Origin of the sequence: Peribacillus muralis, assembly GCF_001645685.2 — a bacterium.
Classification (GTDB): Bacteria; Bacillota; Bacilli; order Bacillales; family DSM-1321; genus Peribacillus; species Peribacillus muralis_A.
Genome location: NZ_CP017080.1, coordinates 3,322,833 through 3,341,155 on the forward strand (window position 1 = coordinate 3,322,833; position 18,323 = coordinate 3,341,155).

Below are 18,323 nucleotides of genomic sequence, written 5' to 3' on the forward strand. Positions count from 1 at the left end.
TTAGTCTTTCCTAAAAAAAATGTTTTTTGCATTGGGAAAGAGGGAAATTTTTATTGAACAAGAATACATACAGTAGGACACGAAAAGGGAGAGACAACTTATGAAGAAGAAACCGGGTTTATTCAGCCTGATCCTTTTACTGATCATGGCAGCGATAGTGCCCGTCAATCATGCATTCGGAAAAGAAGCAGGGGAAATAACCGTGACGAGTAAAGTGGTCAATGTCCGGGAAGGCGCCGGCCTCAGTTTCCCCATCGTCAAGAAACTGGAAAAAGGGGAATCGTACCCTATCGTAAAAGAAGAAGGCGACTGGTTTGAAATCCGGATGGACTCAAATGAAACGGGTTGGGTTGCCAATTGGTTAGTGGAAAGAAAATCCGAGTCAAGCGTTACGAAAAAAGGTTCAGGACAAGGACAAGGAATCATAACAGGCAGCTCCGTCCGTGTCCGTACAGGTCCCGGCACTACGTTCCAAACGGTCGGGTCCTTGACGAAGGGAACGGCTGTTGACATTATTGAAAAGAACCAAAATTGGACAAAGATCAAAACCGCGGATTTCGAAGGCTGGGTCGCTTCAGACTACTTAGAGGACGAGTCAGCATCGGGCAGTGCCGTAAAGAAAGATGAAGATACCAAAAAAGAAGCGGACACTGAATCAGTTAAAACCGGAGTCACCTTGGTCGACCGGCTTAATGTTCGCTCCGAACCTTCGAAAAATAGCTCCACACTTGGGAAGCTGAACAAAAACACTTCAGTGACCGTACATCGCATGGAGAATGAATGGGCGGAGATCGATTTTCAAGGGGGAAAAGGCTGGATAGCGGACTCTTACATACAGATGGACGAGGATCAAGTCAAAAAGGCCATCGATCCGGCTGGCGACACAGCGAGGGTGACCGCTTCCAGTTTGCATGTACGGAAGGATGCCTCTTTGAACGCCAAGGTCATCGGCTCGGTGAACAAGGATGAAACCTACACCGTTTTGCAAACGAAAGGAAAGATGACACAAATCCAGCTTTCCCATTCCCAAAAGGGCTGGGTCGTCAGTTGGTATTTGGAAAAAGAACGTGTGGAAGAACCAAAGAAAAAGAAGATGGATATCAAGGGACACAAGATTACCATCATTCATGATGGTACGATATTGAGGAGTTCTGCCAGCGGAAACTCAGGGATAGTCGGGCAGGCAAATGAAGGGGAAACCTTTTCTGTCAGCGGTATGGAGGGCGACTGGTACTCCATTAAACTAAAAGGTGGAAAAAAGGCTTATGTTGCTGGCTGGATCGTGACGCTTGAGGGAAATTCCGAGCAGGTCCAACGCCAAGGCGTCGAGAAATATTTAAAGGATAAAACCATCGTCATCGATCCAGGTCATGGCGGCAGGGATAGCGGTACAATCGGTGTCGGGGGCACCCTTGAGAAAAATCTGACGATACGGACGGCCGAGCTGCTGCGGGACAAACTTCAGGCAGCGGGCGCAAAAGTGATCCTGACGAGAAGCGGCAATACCTATGTGCCTCTGTCTTCCCGGGTCGGCACATCACATATCCATAACGCGGATGCTTTCATCAGCCTCCATTACGATAGCACCATGGACCAAATCACCAGCGGCATCACTACGTATTATTATCATGACTATCAGAAAGGTTTGGCGTCTTCACTCGCCCATTCCTTCAGCTCAACCATGCAGGTGACCAACCGCGGGTCACGTTACGGAAATTACCATGTGATCCGTGAAAACAAGCGGGTGGCAACGCTGATTGAATTAGGCTATTTAAGTAACCCCGTCGAAGAATTGACCATAACATCAAATGAATATCAAGAAGGAATCACCTCTGCCATTTATAATGGATTGGCGCGGTATTTCAAATGAAAGCGCGCAAGGCCCGCTCAAGGGGTATGAATGGAACTTGCACCAAAACAAAAATAACCTGCCGCAGCAGGTTATTTTTTGCTTTCCAGTATTAATGTAACCGGTCCGTCATTCGTAAGCCGCACATCCATCATGGCTCCAAATTGACCGGTTTCCGTATGGACGCCCTTCTTACGGAGCTCCTCGTTAAATGCTTCATATAATTCATTCGCGACTTCCGGACGGGCGGCATCCATGAAGTTCGGGCGGCGTCCTTTACGGCAATCGCCATACAAGGTGAATTGTGAAACCGATAAAATCGAACCTCCGACATCCAACAAGGAATGGTTCATCTTTTCATTTTCATCCTCGAATATGCGAAGATGGACAATCTTATCGGCCAAATAGGCGGCATCCTCGATGGTGTCACCATGGGTGATGCCGACCAACAGGACGAGCCCGCTGTCGATTTGGCCGATTATTTCATCTGCAACAACGACTTTCGCCGCTTTGGCACGTTGTAAAACTACACGCATGGCATGAAAAACTCCTTAGTTCATGATCCTTCGAACGGAATAAACATCCGAGATTTGTTTTATACGGTCGACGACCTTCTGCAGGTGGGCAATGTTATGAATATATATCGACATATGAATGGTCGCCACTTTATTTCTGTCGGATTTACCAGAAACCGCTGAAATGTTCGTTTTCGTTTCATTGACGGCCTGAAGCACTTCGTTCAATAAACCACGACGGTCATATCCGCTGATTTCAATCTCGACGATGTATTCCTTCCGCTCATTGATCGTGCTTTCCCATTCAACCGGAACGAGGCGGTGATCGGAATCCCCGCTTTCCAGGTTCGGACAGTCCTGCCTATGGACAGAGACACCCCGGCCTTTTGTGATATAACCGACGATTTCATCACCAGGGACTGGATTGCAGCAGCGAGATAGGCGGATAAGCAGGTTATCGATGCCTGGTACCTGTACACCTGAATCGCGTTTTTTAGAGGAGGTGGAGAATGTTTTCAAATCGGCCACTGCCTCTGAAATATCCGCCTCCTGCTCGACCATTTTCTGCTTGCGCCACTTTTCGGTGAGGCGGTTAGCTACCTGAAGGGCGGTGATTCCGTTATACCCGACTGCAGCATACATATCCTCTTCATTCAGGAAGTTGAATTTATCCGCAACACGCCTAATGTTGTCGGCAGTCAGGATTTCCTTTAGTTCGAACTCCATATCCTTGATCTCTTTTTCAACAAGCTCTTTGCCTTTTTCGATATTTTCTTCGCGGCGCTGTTTTTTGAAAAACTGGCGGATCTTGTTTTTCGCCTGAGATGTCTGGGTAAGCTTTAACCAGTCCTGACTTGGACCATAAGAATGCTTGGACGTCAAGATTTCTATGATATCGCCAGTCTTCAGTTTATAATCCAGCGGCACCATCTTCCCGTTCACCTTGGCACCGATCGTCTTGTTCCCGATTTCGGAGTGGATCCGGTAGGCAAAGTCGATCGGGTTCGATCCGGCTGGCAGTTCAATAACATCACCCTTTGGCGTGAAGATGAACACCATATCGGAAAAAAGGTCGATCTTAAGGGATTCCATGAATTCCTCGGCATTGGTCGCGTCATCTTGGAATTCAAGTATTTCCCTGAACCATGTCAATTTTTCTTCTAATGAAGGCTGCTCGCCCACATCCTTGCCTTCTTTATAAGCCCAATGCGCCGCAACCCCGAATTCGGCGATGCGATGCATATCCGAAGTGCGGATCTGCACTTCAAGCGGATCGCCTTTCGGTCCGATCACGGTCGTATGAAGCGATTGGTACATATTCGGCTTAGGCATGGCGATATAATCCTTGAATCGGCCAGGCATCGGCTTCCAGCACGTATGGATGATTCCCAGGACGGCATAGCAATCCTTGATGCTATGGACGACGATCCGAACAGCCAGCAAATCGTAAATTTCGCTGAACTGCTTGTTCTGTAGAGCCATTTTCCGATAAATGCTGTAAATATGTTTCGGCCTGCCGGAAAGATCGGCTTTAATGTTGACTTCCTCCACGTTTTTACGCACTTCATCAATGACTTCTTCCAAGTACTTTTCACGTTCTGCCCGCTTTTTCTTCATCAGGTTGACGATCCGGTAATACTGCTGTGGATTCAAATACCTCAAAGCCGTATCTTCAAGTTCCCATTTGATCGTACTGATGCCAAGACGATGAGCGAGCGGCGCAAAGATTTCCAGCGTCTCGTTCGAGATCCTTCTTTGCTTTTCCTGCGGTAAATGCTTCAATGTCCGCATATTATGCAGCCTGTCTGCAAGCTTGATCAAGATGACCCGGATGTCCTGGGCCATCGCCACGAACATTTTCCGATGGTTCTCCGCCTGCTGCTCCTGCTGTGATTTATACTTGATTTTCCCTAATTTGGTCACGCCATCCACGAGCATGGCAACTTCAGGACTGAAATTTTCTTCGATATCCTTCAGAGTGACCTCCGTGTCTTCAACAACATCATGTAAAAAACCTGCCGCAATGGTTGCCGGATCCATCTCAAGATCGGCGAGAATGCCCGCGACCTGAATCGGATGAATGATATACGGCTCTCCCGATTTACGGAATTGTTCTCGGTGAGCAAACTCTGCATACTTAAACGCTCTATGAATAAATTCAGCTTCTTCAGGCTGAAGATATAAGCTGGCCCGTTCCACAACCTGCTCGGCAGTCAATATTTGATCATTAGCCATTTAATCACCTTAACCCCACTTTAACTGCCACCGGATATGATCCGGATTGAGTATGATTGGTAGCACTTCCCTTAATTCAGCAAAACGTGACAATTTCTGCGAAAAAAATAAATCCGCTAAAAACGGATGCAAGTGCAAATAACTTATTAGCAGAAAAACTCTTTAATATTACTATTATCGAAAAAAAAGGCTAGGATGTAAAGACTTAAACGAGTATTTTATTAAGAATACTGCTTTTTTTCACTGGAAATTCGACAAAATCCAATAAAAACATGCGCAAAACAGAAAGAGCACCCTTATTAGAGTGCTCTCCTTTATTAAAAGCTCATCAATGTCAAAACATCATAGCCATCTAATTTATCTTTACCGTCAAGATCAGTCAATTCGATGAGGAATGCAATCCCGGCCACGATTCCGCCAAGCTCCTCGACCAATTTGATCGTTGCTTCGATTGTACCGCCAGTGGCAAGCAAATCATCTGTGATCAAAACACGTTGTCCCGGTTTGATGGCATCTTTATGGATGGTCAATACATCCGTTCCATACTCCAGGCCATATTCCACTTTGATCGTTTCACGCGGTAGCTTTCCTTCTTTTCTCACTGGTGCAAAGCCCACTTCCAATGAGTAAGCGACTGGACACCCGATGATGAATCCGCGTGCTTCCGGTCCCACAACCAAATCAATTTGCTTATCGCGTGCATACTCGACGATTTGATCTGTTGCGTATTTATAAGCGGCGCCGTTATCCATTAATGTTGTAATATCTTTAAAGATAACACCCGGTTTTGGCCAGTCTTGCACAATTGTTACATATTGCTTTAAATCCATTGCTTTGTTTCCTCCTCAAGGTCTGTTGCCTCATGAACTAAATAAAGATTGAACCAATCGAATAATTGCTGATAGGAAGAATAAACAAGCTCTTGTTCAAGCTCAAATTGCTCTTTCTTTCTTATGAACGATTCAGATTCACTGAGATCGCGTTTTTTCGCATTGGTTGTGAGCATAATTAACCCATTCTCTATTGTAACAAAATCCAGCTCAAAAAACACCTTTGAAATGAAATCGACCGTATCCCTGGACCAGCCGCGGTATTTGGCCAAGTCATCTCCATACCGTTTCACGTCGAGCGGACCCTTTTTTGCCAGAAAGGCATAAAACCATTTAAAATGATCCCTTGTCGGCATCGTGCTTAAAAAATGATCCTGATCATGGGAAAAATGGGCATAAATGCGCGATGGCTGCTTATTGGCAATCACCCGTTTCAAAACATCCCTTAATGGAGGCATGTCCATGAAAACGACATGCGCCCCGAAGCAATCGAGTTGATCGGCATCCTCCCCGTTCTTGATATGGACAAGTTCGGGATGATTTTGTAAAAATGGATGCCTTGCAAGAATATCCTCCGAGAAAATGACGATTTTCCGGTTTGCGGGAATGTCCGCCAGCCATTTTTCCGTCTGTCCCTTCCCGCGATAATCGAATAGCTGCCAATGGTCCACCGAAATGTCCTGGACAAAGATCTGAGGCTTCTTCATATTATTCCATTCATTGATGGATAGCTCCCCGATCATTGAAACTTCAGCGTGAGGGGCTATTTCATCGACAAAGTGACCGAGCCCGAAGCCTACGCCGTCCAGTTTGTGATTGTCCCCGTCTTCAAGCTGAACTTTCAAATGATTTTGGTTCGCACCGATTTTGCGGACACTTGAAAGCTGAACGGAATCTATCAAAATCCTCGGCTTCGGATTCGTCACCCCAAATGGAGCAAGCAAGCTCATCTCCTGAATCGTTTGAATCGAAACGTCAGCCAAGGCCGTCTCCCCATCCAAGTCAGTAATGGGCGTGAAGTCCTCCTCCGTTAGCTGTTCCTTGGCTATCGCGTTCATGCGGTCCCTAAGCTCCTGAACATCTTCTATTTTCAATGTCATTCCAGCTGCCATCGGATGTCCGCCAAAATGGGGCAGCAATTCCCGGCAGGACGAAAGGCTTTCGAAAAGATCGAATCCGGCGATGCTCCGTGCAGAACCTTTCGCCAATTCCTTTTCCTGGTCATAGCTCAAAACGATCGTGGGACGGTAAAAGCGTTCAACAAGCTTGGAGGCGACGATCCCCACCACTCCTGCATTCCAGCCTTCCCTTCCGATGATGAGCACACCATTGGATGCCGGCGGGAAGTTTTCCTCGACTTCCTTGATCGCCTCTTCCGCCATCGTAGCGACCATGGCTTGCCGTTCTTTATTGATATCATTGATTTCATTGGCAAGCTCGATCGCTTCCGCAAGGTTTGCCGACATCAATAGATCGACAGCCGGGTCGGCATCACCAAGCCGGCCGACTGCATTGATCCGCGGAGCCATGGCAAACCCGATCGATTCCTCATTCAAGGCTTCCTGTTGGATATTCGCCACTTTCATTAGGGCAACAAGCCCCGGACGGCCAGTCAAGCGCAGCTGCTCGATTCCTTTGGCTGCGATGAGGCGGTTCTCCCCTTTTAAAGGCACCAAATCCGCAATGGTGCCGATTGCCGCTATTTCTAGCAAATCCTCAGGCAGTTCGCCAAGCAAGGCGTGCGCCAGCTTAAAGGCGACACCCACTCCTGCAAGGTCTTTAAAGGGATATGAACCATCCTCCAGTTTAGGATGGATGATGGCCAATGCCTTTGGCAGTACAGGACCTGGTTCATGGTGGTCGGTCAAGATATAATCCATGCCAAGCTCGCCGGCAAGGTCCGCTTCCGCGACTGCCGAAATTCCGGTATCAACGGTGATCAATACCTTCACTCCTTGCTCAGCCGCCAGGCGAAATGCCATCGGATTCGGGCCATAGCCCTCCGTAAACCGGTTCGGAATATAAAAATCCACATCGGCTCCCATTCTCATCAGCGTCGTCAACATCACCGTAGTCGATGTTACTCCATCGGCATCATAATCACCGAATATCCTTATTTTTTCTCCATTTTGAATCGCTTCTTTTATTCTATATACGGCTTTATCCATATCTTTCAATAAAAATGGATCATGGAAAGTTTGATTTTTTACAAATAAAAAGGATCGGGCACTATCGATCGTATCCATGCCTCGATTCACAAGCAGGGCTGCAACCAAAGGTGTGATATGAAGCTCTTCCGCTAGTATAGCAACTTTGTTTTCATCGGCAGTTCGCAAGTTCCACCGCGTTTTAGGCTTTAACATGAATTCACCCCTCAATTCACTTATTATACAAAACGAGTATGCCGGTTTCAATTTTATTTTAAACCCAAAGGTATGAAGAAATTTATGAAGGGAAAGAAAAGGAGGCTGGCATCATGCCAGCCCCCGTACGTATTAAACTTGCCCTTCAAGACTTTGTTTCTTTTCTTTTGCCGTATTCAGCGGACCTTTCTTCTTCAATTCCCTGATTTTCAAATCAAGCCAGAATTGCGAAGCGATCAATAGTGATGAGTACACGCCGCATATCAACCCGATGAACAGGGCAATCGAAAAGTTCCTGATCGCTTCACTGCCGAAAATCGTCAAGGCGATAACCGTAACGAGTACCGTCAGTACCGTATTGATCGATCTCGTCAGCGTTTGCCTGATACTGATATTGACGATGTTCTCAAGCTCTTCGACGGTTTTGATTTTACGGCTGAAACGCAGGTTTTCCCGAATCCGGTCAAACGTAACGATCGTATCATTGATGGAATAACCGACAATTGTCAGTACCGCAGCAATGAAGGTGATATCGACCTCAAGGCGAAGCAAGCTGAAAATCGTAACGATGAAGAACGCATCATGAATGAGCGCTACGACGGCCGGTACAGCCATTCGCCATTCGAACCGTATCGAAACATACAAAATGATTCCGAGTGAGGCGATCGCCAAGGCAAAGATGGCATTTTTGGCAAGCTCTTTCCCTACAGTCGGGGATACGGTGCTCACATTCGGCTCTGCTCCGTAATCCTTCTTGAAATGATCCTTCAAGACAGCGATTTCCTGCTTATTAAGGACCCCTACCGTCCGGACGACAGCATTTTTGTTTTCTTTCCCGGCAAGTCTGACATCCTTGATATCATTGACATCAATGCCGGCCTTGCCCATTTCGGTTTCGACTTGTTCAGTCGTAAGGACATTTTTAGACGCGACTTCAATGCGGGTACCGCTCGTGAAGTCGATTCCCAGATTCAAGCGGAAAACGAACAGGAAGATGATCCCGATAATCGTAATTCCGATCGAAATGGCATAAAAGGCCTTCCGATGTTTGACGAAGTCGATTTTATCGAAGCGTGTCGGCAATGACATTAAATTGATCTTCTCGTTAATGTTATGAATGTATTTCTTCTTCACGCCAAACCATGATTTACGATTGTCGAGGAACCCGCTTTTCACCCACAGGCTCATGAAAAGACGAGTACCATAGACGGCTGTAATGAAGCTCATAAAAATCGAAATGATCAAGGTCGTCGCAAACCCTTTAACCGAGCTTGTCCCGTAATAGAACAGAACGGCTGCAGCAAGCAGGGTCGTCAAGTTCGCATCCATGATCGTGCTGAGCGAGTTTTTCGTACCTTCTTTATAAGCCGCTTTTACAGAACGTCCGAGTTTGAGTTCATCCCTGATCCGTTCATAGGTGATGATATTGGCATCGACGGCCATCCCGACCCCGAGCACCAATGCCGCTATACCTGGAAGCGTAAGGACTGCATTCATCCACTCGAAGACGAGCAGCGTCAGGAAAATATATATGCTCAAGGTGACGACGGCGATGAATCCCGGGAAGCGGTAATAAACAAGCATGAAAATGAATATGAGTGCAATCCCGATGATGCCCGCAATAATCGTATCATTCAGTGCGCCTGCACCAAATTGGGCTCCTACGGAAGTGGAGTATTTTTCCTTCAAGTCAACCGGCAGTGCGCCCGCATCAAGTAGGTCTGCAAGCTCCTTCGCCTCATCTACCGTGAATTGCCCTGTAATGTATACCTTTTTCGTATTGAAGACTTCACTGACAGCAGGAGCGGATATCATATTGTCCTGTGAAGCTTTATCCTTGATGGAATCTTTGCCTTCCTCGAAGTCCAGCCAGATGGCAAGTACATTCGTCGGTGATGGCATTGATGAAATTTTTTGCGTGATTTCTTTAAACTTGTTCACATCTTTCAATGTGACTTCAACGACGGGCTTATTATCTTGGAACGTTTGTTTCGCGCCGCCTTCTTTCAGGTCGGCTCCGGTCATCATTTCCTTATCGTTATAATCCCGGAAGGATAATTTAGCTTGTGTCGAAAGGATTTCCCGAGCGTTATTTTGGTCTTTAACCCCGGCCAACTGAACCCTGATCCTGTCTTTCCCTTCGATTTGAATATTAGGCTCGCTAACACCCAAAACATTGACACGTCGCTCAAGTGAGCTTACTGTAGCCCGTAAAACTTCCGGGGTGATCTTTTCCCCAGACAGAGGCTTCACTTCATATAACACTTCAAAACCGCCTTGAAGGTCAAGCCCCAGCTTGATATCCTTTAGGATTCCTTTTGAAGTCGTTCCCATCGCTGCGAAAATCAAAAGAACGATTAGAAAAAACGCAACGATCCTGCTTCTTTTTACCATTATGTAGTAGGCCCCTTTCTATAAACCGCCTGTTCCTGAAGTTTAAAAACCTGTCATTTTTTGCTTGCATTTCCTTTGATTCTTGAGAAAAAAGGCACAGCTACCCATGCTTTTTTCCAAAAAAAGCATAACCATATCTATTATGAGTCATTTACAAACAGCTGTCAATTTAAGTATATCTTTGTTTCATTCCTTTAAAAGTTCTTTCAATTCCTCCTCGGATAGCGGCTCAAATAGGCTTGGTGATTTATATGCTTCGACCATTTGAAAGGTCATGAACTGGTTGCTCGAAAATGTCACGATATCCGCGACAAGCTCGTGAAGGTGAATGTTATCCTGCGGGCGCTTCCATTTGTTTTTCGTTAAGGTTCCCCAAATATCCTCTTCCGTCACGGCATTCAACCCGACCATTTGAAATTCCTCGCGCTTGCTCTTCAAAAATGGACGTACCTTTACATAGTAGCTTTCATAGGGATGATTCATTTTCGCCATCACTTTGCCTCCAGTAAAAATGATTCTCTATCGATTGCGCATTTTCTTAGCAGGGTTCCAATCGGATGTCAGAGCGCAAACAAACACTTTTGTCATGCTTTGTCCAAGTACAAGCATATAGATAATTGTATAGCATATCCGCTTTTTTGAGAAGGCAGGGAGGGAGTTCAATGTCTAAATTTTTAAAAGGGACGCTGATATTATTAATCGCAAGCCTGATTACAAGAGTTCTTGGGTTCATTAACCGCATTGTCATCGCCCGCTTCATCGGCGAAGAAGGCGTTGGTTTATATATGATGGCTTTACCGACCCTCTTTCTCGTCGTTAACATTACCCAATTGGGGCTGCCGATCGCGATTTCCAAATTCGTGGCCGAGGCCAATGCCCGGGGTGACGAACGGAAAATCAAAAAGATCCTCGTCGTTTCTTTGGCCTGCACCTTTGCTCTATCGATGATTTTCACTCCAGCGATGCTGTTGTTCGCACCGGTTCTCTCAGAATACTTATTCACCGATCCGCGAACGGTCTGGCCCCTGATGGCGATTGCACCAATCGTACCGATCATTGCGATATCATCCGTACTGCGCGGGTATTTCCAAGGCAAGCAAAATATGAAGCCTTTCGCTTTCTCGCAAGTGATCGAACAGGTGGCACGCATCACTTTCATCGCCGTCCTGACGAAAGCCTTTTTGCCATATGGGATTGAATATGCGGCTGCCGGGGCGATGTTCGCCTCGATAATCGGTGAGCTCGTCTCTCTCATTTACCTTTTGACTAGCTTCAAGCTTAAGAAGCATTTTAAGTTCAGGAAGAACTTTTTCAAAAATGTGAAGTCGGGTAAGGGGACGTTCACGGAATTGATGGGAATCGCCCTTCCTTCCACCGGAAGCAGGATGATCGGCTCCCTTTCATGGTTTTTCGAGCCGATAGTGGTGGCCCAGAGCTTGGCCCTTGCCGGTGTCACCGCGGCCGCAGCCACCAGTCAATACGGCGAGCTGACAGGATATGCCCTGCCATTACTGATGCTTCCTTCTTTCATTACATCATCCTTGGCGACCGCCCTTGTACCGGCAGTCAGCGAGGCTCGCACGACCGGAAACTTCCTGCTTGTTGAACACAGGCTGCAGCAGGCCCTGAAAATCACATTTATCACAGGCTGCTTAGCCGTCGTCATTTTGTTCATCTTTGCCGAACCGATCCTGCAGGTGATGTACGGCTCATCACATGCCGCCGTTTTCATAAAATTCCTGGCACCTTTCTTCATCCTCTTTTACTTCCAGTTCCCGCTGCAATCCATGCTTCAAGCATTGGACCTTGCAAAAGCGGCCATGTTCAACAGCCTGGCGGGTAACATTCTTAAAATCGGTGTGATCTGGCTGCTTGCATCAAAGGAAAGCTTCGGGATCATGGGGGCAGCGGTCGGGATAGCGGTCGGTTCAATGCTCGTCACCTTCCTGCATTTTTCCACCGTGCTGAAAGTCGTTCCCTTCACGCTGCATTTCAGGAGTTATATATCAGCTTTGATCATTGCACTAATCTCAGGCTGGGGCGGCTATTATTTGTATCAAGCCCCACTCTCGGCACAACCGCTCGTACCAAGGCTGTTGCTGTCCGTAACGGTCGTGATCCTGCTGTTCACCTTTTTCCTGCTCATGACGGGCAGTATAAAAAAAGCAGACCTGATCCGGATTCCTGTAGTGGGCGGATTCTTATCGAAGTTTGCCTGGAAATAAAATGGACCGAAGCATTTACCCGCTTCGGTCATTTCTTCGTTTCATTTGTATCGATATAAAATTGGCCATCTATGTACCCGCAAATCGAAATCTCTTGAATTTTCACTTCACCATGTTTTTTCAACTGGTGCCGGAGCCAAAATTGATTTTTGCCAATTTTATAAAGATTGTCTTCCTGAATCTTTCCATCAACGATAAGAGGATAAGGGGTTTCCTTCATTTTTGACCTTTTCCCTTGGGTATTTTTGATGACTGAAAGTTTCCCCGAGGATTCGAGGATGGCAAATTGTACATCATTGAGATCATTGATCCCTTGCTCCCTCAACTGTGTCAATAAATCATCAAAATTATATCGTTGCTTACGCATCGCCTTTTCATCTATTTTCCCTTGATTGATGATGATCTGCGGCGTACCGTCGACGATATTCCGAAACCTGATGCTTTTCAAGGAAATGAAAGCCAAGACGATCTGGATGAAAGCCAGAACGAACATCGGGGTGATTTGCCGGAAAAATGGTTTATCCAAATCTTCAAAGGATAGGACTGCAATGTCCCCTATCATGATGGATACCACTAAATCCAGAATGCTCAGTTCCCCAACTTCCCGCTTACCCATCATTCGGAAAAGGAATAAGATGACTAGATAGATCACCGTCGTTCTAAAAATAATAGCCAGATAGGTTTCCACTTCAATAACACATCCTTCTTCCATAGCATGGCTTGCGAATAGAAAAATTACTCCATAATCTTTTCTATTTTCACGGCAGCTATGGTCTAAAGGCTTCATATGAGGAATATGCTTGTACAAACACATATACAGGCTAAAACGTATCAGCCTTAAAAAAGGAGGAATACCCATCGAAACTAAAAAAATGAGTGTCGCCGTAATTTATGGCGTTGGCTCCATCTTTGCCATAGCGATGATTGCAAGTTTGATCGTTTCCATCCTTCTTCGTTTCACTTCATTGACGGAATCATCCCTGACATACGTGGTCATGATCGTATCCTTTTTATCGTTGTTCATTGGTGGATTCATTTCAGGAGGCAAAGGTAAAAAGCAAGGACTTTTCTTAGGCGGCAGCACAGGATTGCTTTATCTTTTGGTCGTGTTCCTTTTTCAATATTTGGGGCATGATGCCCTCTTTACCATCAAGCAATGGATTTACTATGGCTGCTTTGTCATCACGGCCATGATGGGCGGCGTGCTTGGGGTCAATATGAGCTCCGACTCACGCACCGACTAATAAAAAGCAAAAAACCGGGCATCTTGCCCGGTTTTCGTTCGTTAAGGGGCATAGCACCGAAGAGGCTCCCTGCCGCCCGCTGGATGTAAACCTCAAAACCAGGAGCTGATGGATTTTTCTGTAAATGTTAAAAGTGAGAGGTCGCAACTGAAGATACGGGGTCTCCCCTGGTTATAGTACAACAAAAAAACTGTGGACAAACTCCATTTTCATCGAGTATGTCCACAGTCGGAACCGGCCACACGGGCCGGTTTTCGTTTATCTTATATGGATACTTCTTTATTCGGTGCACTTTCCGTAATTTCACGGATTGCAGCGCGATCGAATGTCAATTTAGTACCATCTGGTGACTTAATGACGATTTGCAATTCATCGATGGCATCGATTGTTCCATGCATGCCGCCGATAGTGGCAACCTTATCACCTTTTTTCAAGCTGCTTTGCATGCTTTGAGTAGCTTTTTGGCGTTTTTGCTGCGGGCGGATCAATAGGAAATAGAACAATACGAACATTAAGATTAATGGAAGTATTTGAGTTATAGCCATTTGTAAATTCACTCCTTTCGTTCATTAAAATATTTATGGAATTAGAAGTTTCTCGCATTTGGTTGATTGAAACCATACTGCTCAAAAAACTCTTCCCTAAAGTCTCCAAGACGATCTTCTCGAATGGCTTGTCTGACCTGTTCCATCAAGTTTAACAGAAAATGCAGGTTATGATAAGTCGTAAGACGAATCCCAAAAGTTTCTTCACATTTAATCAAATGGCGGATATAGGCACGGCTGTAATTCTTGCAGACATGGCAATCGCAATTTTCGTCGATAGGACCAAAGTCGCGTGCATACTTTGCATTTTTCACGACAAGGCGGCCATTGCTCGTCATCAATGTACCATTACGCGCAATTCGCGTCGGCAGTACACAGTCAAACATATCGACACCGCGTATGGCCCCATCGATCAAGGAGTCAGGCGAACCGACACCCATCAGGTAACGCGGTTTATTGGTTGGCAGAAGCGGACTTGTAAACTCAAGCACGCGGTTCATGATATCCTTCGGTTCCCCTACGGATAGTCCTCCAATAGCATAACCCGGGAAGTCAAGGGAGACAAGGTCTTTTGCACTTTGTTTGCGAAGATTTTCAAACTCTCCGCCTTGAACGATCCCGAACAGCCCTTGGTCATTCGGACGTTCATGGGCATTCAAGCAACGCTCCGCCCAGCGTGATGTCCGTTCAACCGATTTCTTCATATACTCCTCGGTTGCCGGGAATGGCGGGCATTCATCAAATGCCATCATGATATCGGAGCCAAGCGCGTTTTGGATTTCCATCGCTTTTTCAGGAGATAAAAATAGTTTATCGCCATTGAGATGGTTCCTGAAATGTACGCCCTCTTCCTCAATTTTGCGGAATTCGCTCAAACTGAAGACTTGGAAGCCGCCGGAATCCGTCAAAATCGCCCGATCCCAGTTCATGAACTTATGCAATCCACCAGCTTCCTTGATGATTTCATGCCCAGGACGTAGCCATAGATGGTACGTATTACTGAGGATGATCCCTGCACCCATCTGCTTCAGATCTTCCGGGGACATCGTCTTGACAGTAGCAAGCGTCCCTACCGGCATAAATGCCGGTGTATCGAAAGAACCATGCGGCGTATGGACCCTGCCTAGCCGCGCCCCGGTCTGTTTACATGTTTTGATTAACTCGTATCGTATTGCTGTCAACGCAATAACTCCCTTCAAGAGCTTATCACTCTTATATTACTTAATTAACATTGCATCTCCAAAACTAAAGAACCTGTATTTTTCTTCCACTGCCGTTTCATAGGCATGCAGAACATGCTCCCTTCCAGCCAAGGCAGAAATAAGCATGATTAAAGTCGATTTCGGTAAATGGAAATTCGTAATCATGGCATCGATCCCTTTAAACTCATAACCGGGATAGATGAAGATGCTCGTCCAGCCGCTTGCTTCCTTGAAGACGCCAGCATTACCGGAGGCAATCGTTTCCAAAGTCCTTGTGGAGGTTGTACCGACGGTGATGATTTTACCGCCTTTTTCTTTCACTTCATTAAGCAAACGGGCAGTGCCTTCGGTCATTTGGTAAAATTCCGAATGCATTTCATGGCTGTCGATATCGTCCACACTGACCGGGCGGAACGTTCCAAGCCCGACATGAAGCGTAATGAAGGCGATATGTACTCCCATTCCTTTCAGCTTCTCAAGCAAATGCTCGGTAAAGTGCAGTCCGGCCGTCGGTGCGGCTGCGGATCCTCTTTCACGCGCATATACCGTTTGATAACGATCCTGATCGTCAAGCTGCTCCTTAATATATGGAGGCAGCGGCATTTCCCCAAGCTTATCCAGTATTTCGTAGAAAATACCTTCATATCGAAACTCCAGGATACGGCCTCCATGCTCAAGTACGCCTGTACAGACGGCACTTAACTTACCATCGCCAAAGAAGATGGTCGAGCCTTCTTTTATTCGTTTGGCTGGCTTTACAAGGGTTTCCCAGACATCATCATGCTCCTGCTTGAGCAGTAAAACCTCTATTTTTGCACCGGTTCCTTCCTTGCTTCCATATAATCGTGCCGGCAGCACCCTCGTATCATTCAAAACAAGGCAATCTCCCGGTTTGATATATTCAGTGATATGGCTGAAGACATCATGCTCGATCTTGCCCGTTTCCTTGTCCAGCACCATCAACCGACTTGCTTCCCTATCTTCCAAAGGAACCTGGGCAATCAATTCCTCCGGTAAATGAAAATCAAACATATCCAATTTCATCTGTTCCACTTCCTAACCTGTGTATCATGCTGTATTCATCATTTAAAACGGCCAATCAAATAAAAAATAGCGGACAACACGACACTGACGATGATAGATGTCACAATCGGAAAATAAAACGTCGTATTGCCTTTTTTGAGGAAGATATCTCCCGGCAGCCTGCCGAGGTGGATATACTTCATCGCAAAACCGATCACGAATATGATCATGCCGAGTATCATCACCATTTTCGGTATATTCATCATTCAGGCATCACCAAACCGAAGTGCTCGTAAACGAGCTGTGTCGCGATACGTCCCCTTGGGGTACGCTGAAGAAAACCGACTTGGAGCAGATATGGCTCATATACATCTTCGATCGTATGTGCTTCTTCGCCAATCGTGGCGGCAATCGTCTCCAGACCTACGGGGCCGCCGCGGAATTTTTCAATGATCCCTTTAAGTAATTTATGGTCAATATGATCGAGTCCTAAACGGTCGACCTGCATTAATTCAAGTGCATAATCGGCAAGCCCGGCCGTTATCGTACCATCTCCGCGAACCTGCGCGAAATCCCTGACCCTCCGTAAAAGGCGATTGGCAATCCTCGGGGTGCCCCTCGATCTCCTCGCAAGCTCTGCAGCTGCTTGGTCATCCATTTCCGTATCCATGATCCTGGAGGTACGGATGATGATATCGGTCAGATGGTTTTCCGTATAATATTCGAGCCGGCACAAAACACCGAAACGGTCCCTAAGCGGTGCAGACAATGAGCCAGCACGTGTCGTTGCCCCGACGAGAGTGAACGGCGGCAGGTCTATTCGAATTGATCGTGCCTCCGGACCTTTGCCGACAACGATATCGAGACAGAAATCCTCCATCGCCGGATACAGCACTTCCTCGACCACCCGGGGCAGGCGGTGTATTTCATCGATGAAAAGCACATCGCCAGGTTCGAGCGCACTCAAAATCGCCGCCAAATCTCCGGGCCGCTCAATGGCAGGTCCGGAAGTCGTGCGGATATTGACACCCATTTCGTTGGCGATGATGACCGCAAGCGTCGTCTTCCCAAGACCAGGCGGCCCGTATAAAAGGACATGATCGAGCGTTTCCTCCCGCATCCTTGCCGCCTCGATGTATACACTTAAGTTCGCTTTCACTTTATCCTGTCCAATATATTGCTTTAAGTTTTGCGGCCGCAGGCTTTGTTCAAAGGACAGTTCGTTCAAATCGGCTTCCTGATTGAATATTCTCTCCTCCATTGCGCCACCCCTTATCTTAGCATCAATTGCAATGCTTTCTTAATATATTGCTCGGTCGTCATTTCTTCCGTCTGTAATTTCTTGGCAACCTTTTGGATTTCCTTTTCCGAATAACCAAGTGCCTTCAAAGCAAGCATCGCTTCATCCAAATCCTCCGAGTAGCCATTTGAACCGGAAGCAGCCGTGACACCTTCGTTGAACAAGCTTGGAAAAGCATCCGGAATGATGTTCTCCAATTTCCCTTTCAAATCCAGGATCATCTGCCTGGCCGTCTTCTTGCCGACTCCCGGGAATTTCACCAAAAACGATTCATCTTCATTTTCAATTGCCTGCACCACTTGATCGACCTGACCTGACGCAAGTATGGCAAGCGCCCCCTTCGGCCCGATTCCAGTTACATTCAACAGCTTGGTGAATAATGCCTTTTCTTGACGATTCTGAAAACCATATAAGGCAACCATATCCTCACGTACGTAATGATACAAAAAAACTTGGATATCTTTCTCGTATTGGGCGGAAAAAATAAAAGGATTCGGCGTCATCACTTGATATCCGATTCCCCCATTTTCCACGACTATGTATTCAGGTCCAATATAATCGACCTTGCCTTTTATAAAATCATACAAATTAATTCTCT

16 protein-coding genes are annotated in these 18,323 nt (G+C 46.4%); 3 read left to right on the top strand and 13 right to left on the bottom strand.

Features of this window, described 5'->3' with window-relative positions; genetic code table 11:
- Positions 1-100: 100 nt before the first annotated feature.
- Positions 101-1,870, top strand: a complete 1,770-nt coding sequence (locus ABE28_RS16150) for an N-acetylmuramoyl-L-alanine amidase family protein (protein ID WP_064462126.1) — start codon at positions 101-103, stop codon at positions 1,868-1,870.
- Between the two features lie 71 nt (positions 1,871-1,941).
- On the opposite strand, the gene dtd is transcribed toward ABE28_RS16150, so the two are convergent.
- The 6 genes from dtd to ABE28_RS16180 all read right to left on the bottom strand — a co-directional run bounded on the left by dtd (position 1,942) and on the right by ABE28_RS16180 (position 10,678).
- Positions 1,942-2,385 carry a D-aminoacyl-tRNA deacylase gene (gene dtd, locus ABE28_RS16155; protein ID WP_064462125.1) on the bottom strand — a complete coding sequence of 148 codons (444 nt, stop codon included), beginning with the start codon at positions 2,383-2,385 and terminating at the stop codon, positions 1,942-1,944.
- A gap of 15 nt (positions 2,386-2,400) precedes the next feature.
- Positions 2,401-4,599: a RelA/SpoT family protein gene (locus tag ABE28_RS16160; RefSeq protein ID WP_064462124.1), complete on the bottom strand. Its 2,199-nt coding sequence runs from the start codon at positions 4,597-4,599 to the stop codon at positions 2,401-2,403.
- A gap of 317 nt (positions 4,600-4,916) precedes the next feature.
- Positions 4,917-5,429 (bottom strand): adenine phosphoribosyltransferase, encoded by a 513-nt coding sequence (locus ABE28_RS16165; protein ID WP_064462123.1) that lies wholly within the window; start codon positions 5,427-5,429, stop codon positions 4,917-4,919.
- On the bottom strand, positions 5,420-7,792 hold the full coding sequence (recJ, locus tag ABE28_RS16170; protein ID WP_064462122.1) for a single-stranded-DNA-specific exonuclease RecJ: 2,373 nt from the start codon (positions 7,790-7,792) through the stop codon (positions 5,420-5,422). Before recJ ends, ABE28_RS16165 begins: the two co-directional genes overlap by 10 nt.
- Positions 7,793-7,924: 132 nt before the next feature.
- A complete protein-coding gene (gene secDF / locus ABE28_RS16175; RefSeq protein WP_064462121.1) occupies positions 7,925-10,186 on the bottom strand; it encodes a protein translocase subunit SecDF in 2,262 nt (753 codons plus the stop codon).
- Between the two features lie 186 nt (positions 10,187-10,372).
- Positions 10,373-10,678: a post-transcriptional regulator gene (locus ABE28_RS16180; protein WP_064462120.1), complete on the bottom strand. Its 306-nt coding sequence runs from the start codon at positions 10,676-10,678 to the stop codon at positions 10,373-10,375.
- A gap of 170 nt (positions 10,679-10,848) precedes the next feature.
- On the opposite strand from ABE28_RS16180, the gene spoVB reads away from it, so the two are divergent.
- Positions 10,849-12,411 carry a stage V sporulation protein B gene (gene spoVB, locus ABE28_RS16185; RefSeq protein ID WP_064462119.1) on the top strand — a complete coding sequence of 521 codons (1,563 nt, stop codon included), beginning with the start codon at positions 10,849-10,851 and terminating at the stop codon, positions 12,409-12,411.
- 28 nt (positions 12,412-12,439) lie between these two features.
- Here the strand turns inward: spoVB and ABE28_RS16190 are convergent, their stop codons facing one another.
- The gene (locus tag ABE28_RS16190; RefSeq protein ID WP_064462118.1) at positions 12,440-13,123 is read right to left on the bottom strand and encodes a DUF421 domain-containing protein; all 684 of its coding nucleotides are present in this window, start codon (positions 13,121-13,123) and stop codon (positions 12,440-12,442) included.
- A gap of 160 nt (positions 13,124-13,283) precedes the next feature.
- On the opposite strand from ABE28_RS16190, the gene ABE28_RS16195 reads away from it, so the two are divergent.
- A complete protein-coding gene (locus ABE28_RS16195; protein WP_170946870.1) occupies positions 13,284-13,655 on the top strand; it encodes a TIGR04086 family membrane protein in 372 nt (123 codons plus the stop codon).
- A 263-nt stretch (positions 13,656-13,918) separates the two neighbouring features.
- Here ABE28_RS16195 and yajC read toward each other — a convergent pair whose 3' ends face one another.
- The 6 genes from yajC to ruvA are packed head-to-tail and all read right to left on the bottom strand — an operon-like array spanning position 13,919 to position 18,312.
- Positions 13,919-14,200, bottom strand: coding sequence for a preprotein translocase subunit YajC (gene yajC, locus ABE28_RS16200; protein ID WP_061143720.1), 282 nt, complete (start codon positions 14,198-14,200; stop codon positions 13,919-13,921).
- Between the two features lie 41 nt (positions 14,201-14,241).
- Positions 14,242-15,381: a tRNA guanosine(34) transglycosylase Tgt gene (tgt, locus tag ABE28_RS16205; protein WP_064462117.1), complete on the bottom strand. Its 1,140-nt coding sequence runs from the start codon at positions 15,379-15,381 to the stop codon at positions 14,242-14,244.
- A 36-nt stretch (positions 15,382-15,417) separates the two neighbouring features.
- The gene (gene queA / locus ABE28_RS16210; protein WP_064462116.1) at positions 15,418-16,446 is read right to left on the bottom strand and encodes a tRNA preQ1(34) S-adenosylmethionine ribosyltransferase-isomerase QueA; all 1,029 of its coding nucleotides are present in this window, start codon (positions 16,444-16,446) and stop codon (positions 15,418-15,420) included.
- A gap of 38 nt (positions 16,447-16,484) precedes the next feature.
- A complete protein-coding gene (locus ABE28_RS16215; protein WP_064462115.1) occupies positions 16,485-16,691 on the bottom strand; it encodes a DUF2905 domain-containing protein in 207 nt (68 codons plus the stop codon).
- On the bottom strand, positions 16,688-17,686 hold the full coding sequence (ruvB, locus tag ABE28_RS16220) for a Holliday junction branch migration DNA helicase RuvB (protein ID WP_064462114.1): 999 nt from the start codon (positions 17,684-17,686) through the stop codon (positions 16,688-16,690). Before ruvB ends, ABE28_RS16215 begins: the two co-directional genes overlap by 4 nt.
- Before the next feature lie 11 nt (positions 17,687-17,697).
- Positions 17,698-18,312 carry a Holliday junction branch migration protein RuvA gene (gene ruvA, locus ABE28_RS16225; protein WP_064462113.1) on the bottom strand — a complete coding sequence of 205 codons (615 nt, stop codon included), beginning with the start codon at positions 18,310-18,312 and terminating at the stop codon, positions 17,698-17,700.
- Between the last annotated feature and the right edge of the window lie 11 nt (positions 18,313-18,323).

Coding starts and splice junctions, on each gene's coding strand:
- ABE28_RS16150 (WP_064462126.1), top strand. CDS start 101: ATGAAGAAGAAACCGGGTTTATTCAGCCTGATCCTTTTACTGATCATG.
- dtd (WP_064462125.1), bottom strand. CDS start 2,385: ATGCGTGTAGTTTTACAACGTGCCAAAGCGGCGAAAGTCGTTGTTGCA.
- ABE28_RS16160 (WP_064462124.1), bottom strand. CDS start 4,599: ATGGCTAATGATCAAATATTGACTGCCGAGCAGGTTGTGGAACGGGCC.
- ABE28_RS16165 (WP_064462123.1), bottom strand. CDS start 5,429: ATGGATTTAAAGCAATATGTAACAATTGTGCAAGACTGGCCAAAACCG.
- recJ (WP_064462122.1), bottom strand. CDS start 7,792: ATGTTAAAGCCTAAAACGCGGTGGAACTTGCGAACTGCCGATGAAAAC.
- secDF (WP_064462121.1), bottom strand. CDS start 10,186: ATGGTAAAAAGAAGCAGGATCGTTGCGTTTTTTCTAATCGTTCTTTTG.
- ABE28_RS16180 (WP_064462120.1), bottom strand. CDS start 10,678: ATGGCGAAAATGAATCATCCCTATGAAAGCTACTATGTAAAGGTACGT.
- spoVB (WP_064462119.1), top strand. CDS start 10,849: ATGTCTAAATTTTTAAAAGGGACGCTGATATTATTAATCGCAAGCCTG.
- ABE28_RS16190 (WP_064462118.1), bottom strand. CDS start 13,123: ATGGAAGAAGGATGTGTTATTGAAGTGGAAACCTATCTGGCTATTATT.
- ABE28_RS16195 (WP_170946870.1), top strand. CDS start 13,284: ATGAGTGTCGCCGTAATTTATGGCGTTGGCTCCATCTTTGCCATAGCG.
- yajC (WP_061143720.1), bottom strand. CDS start 14,200: ATGGCTATAACTCAAATACTTCCATTAATCTTAATGTTCGTATTGTTC.
- queA (WP_064462116.1), bottom strand. CDS start 16,446: ATGAAATTGGATATGTTTGATTTTCATTTACCGGAGGAATTGATTGCC.
- ABE28_RS16215 (WP_064462115.1), bottom strand. CDS start 16,691: ATGATGAATATACCGAAAATGGTGATGATACTCGGCATGATCATATTC.
- ruvB (WP_064462114.1), bottom strand. CDS start 17,686: ATGGAGGAGAGAATATTCAATCAGGAAGCCGATTTGAACGAACTGTCC.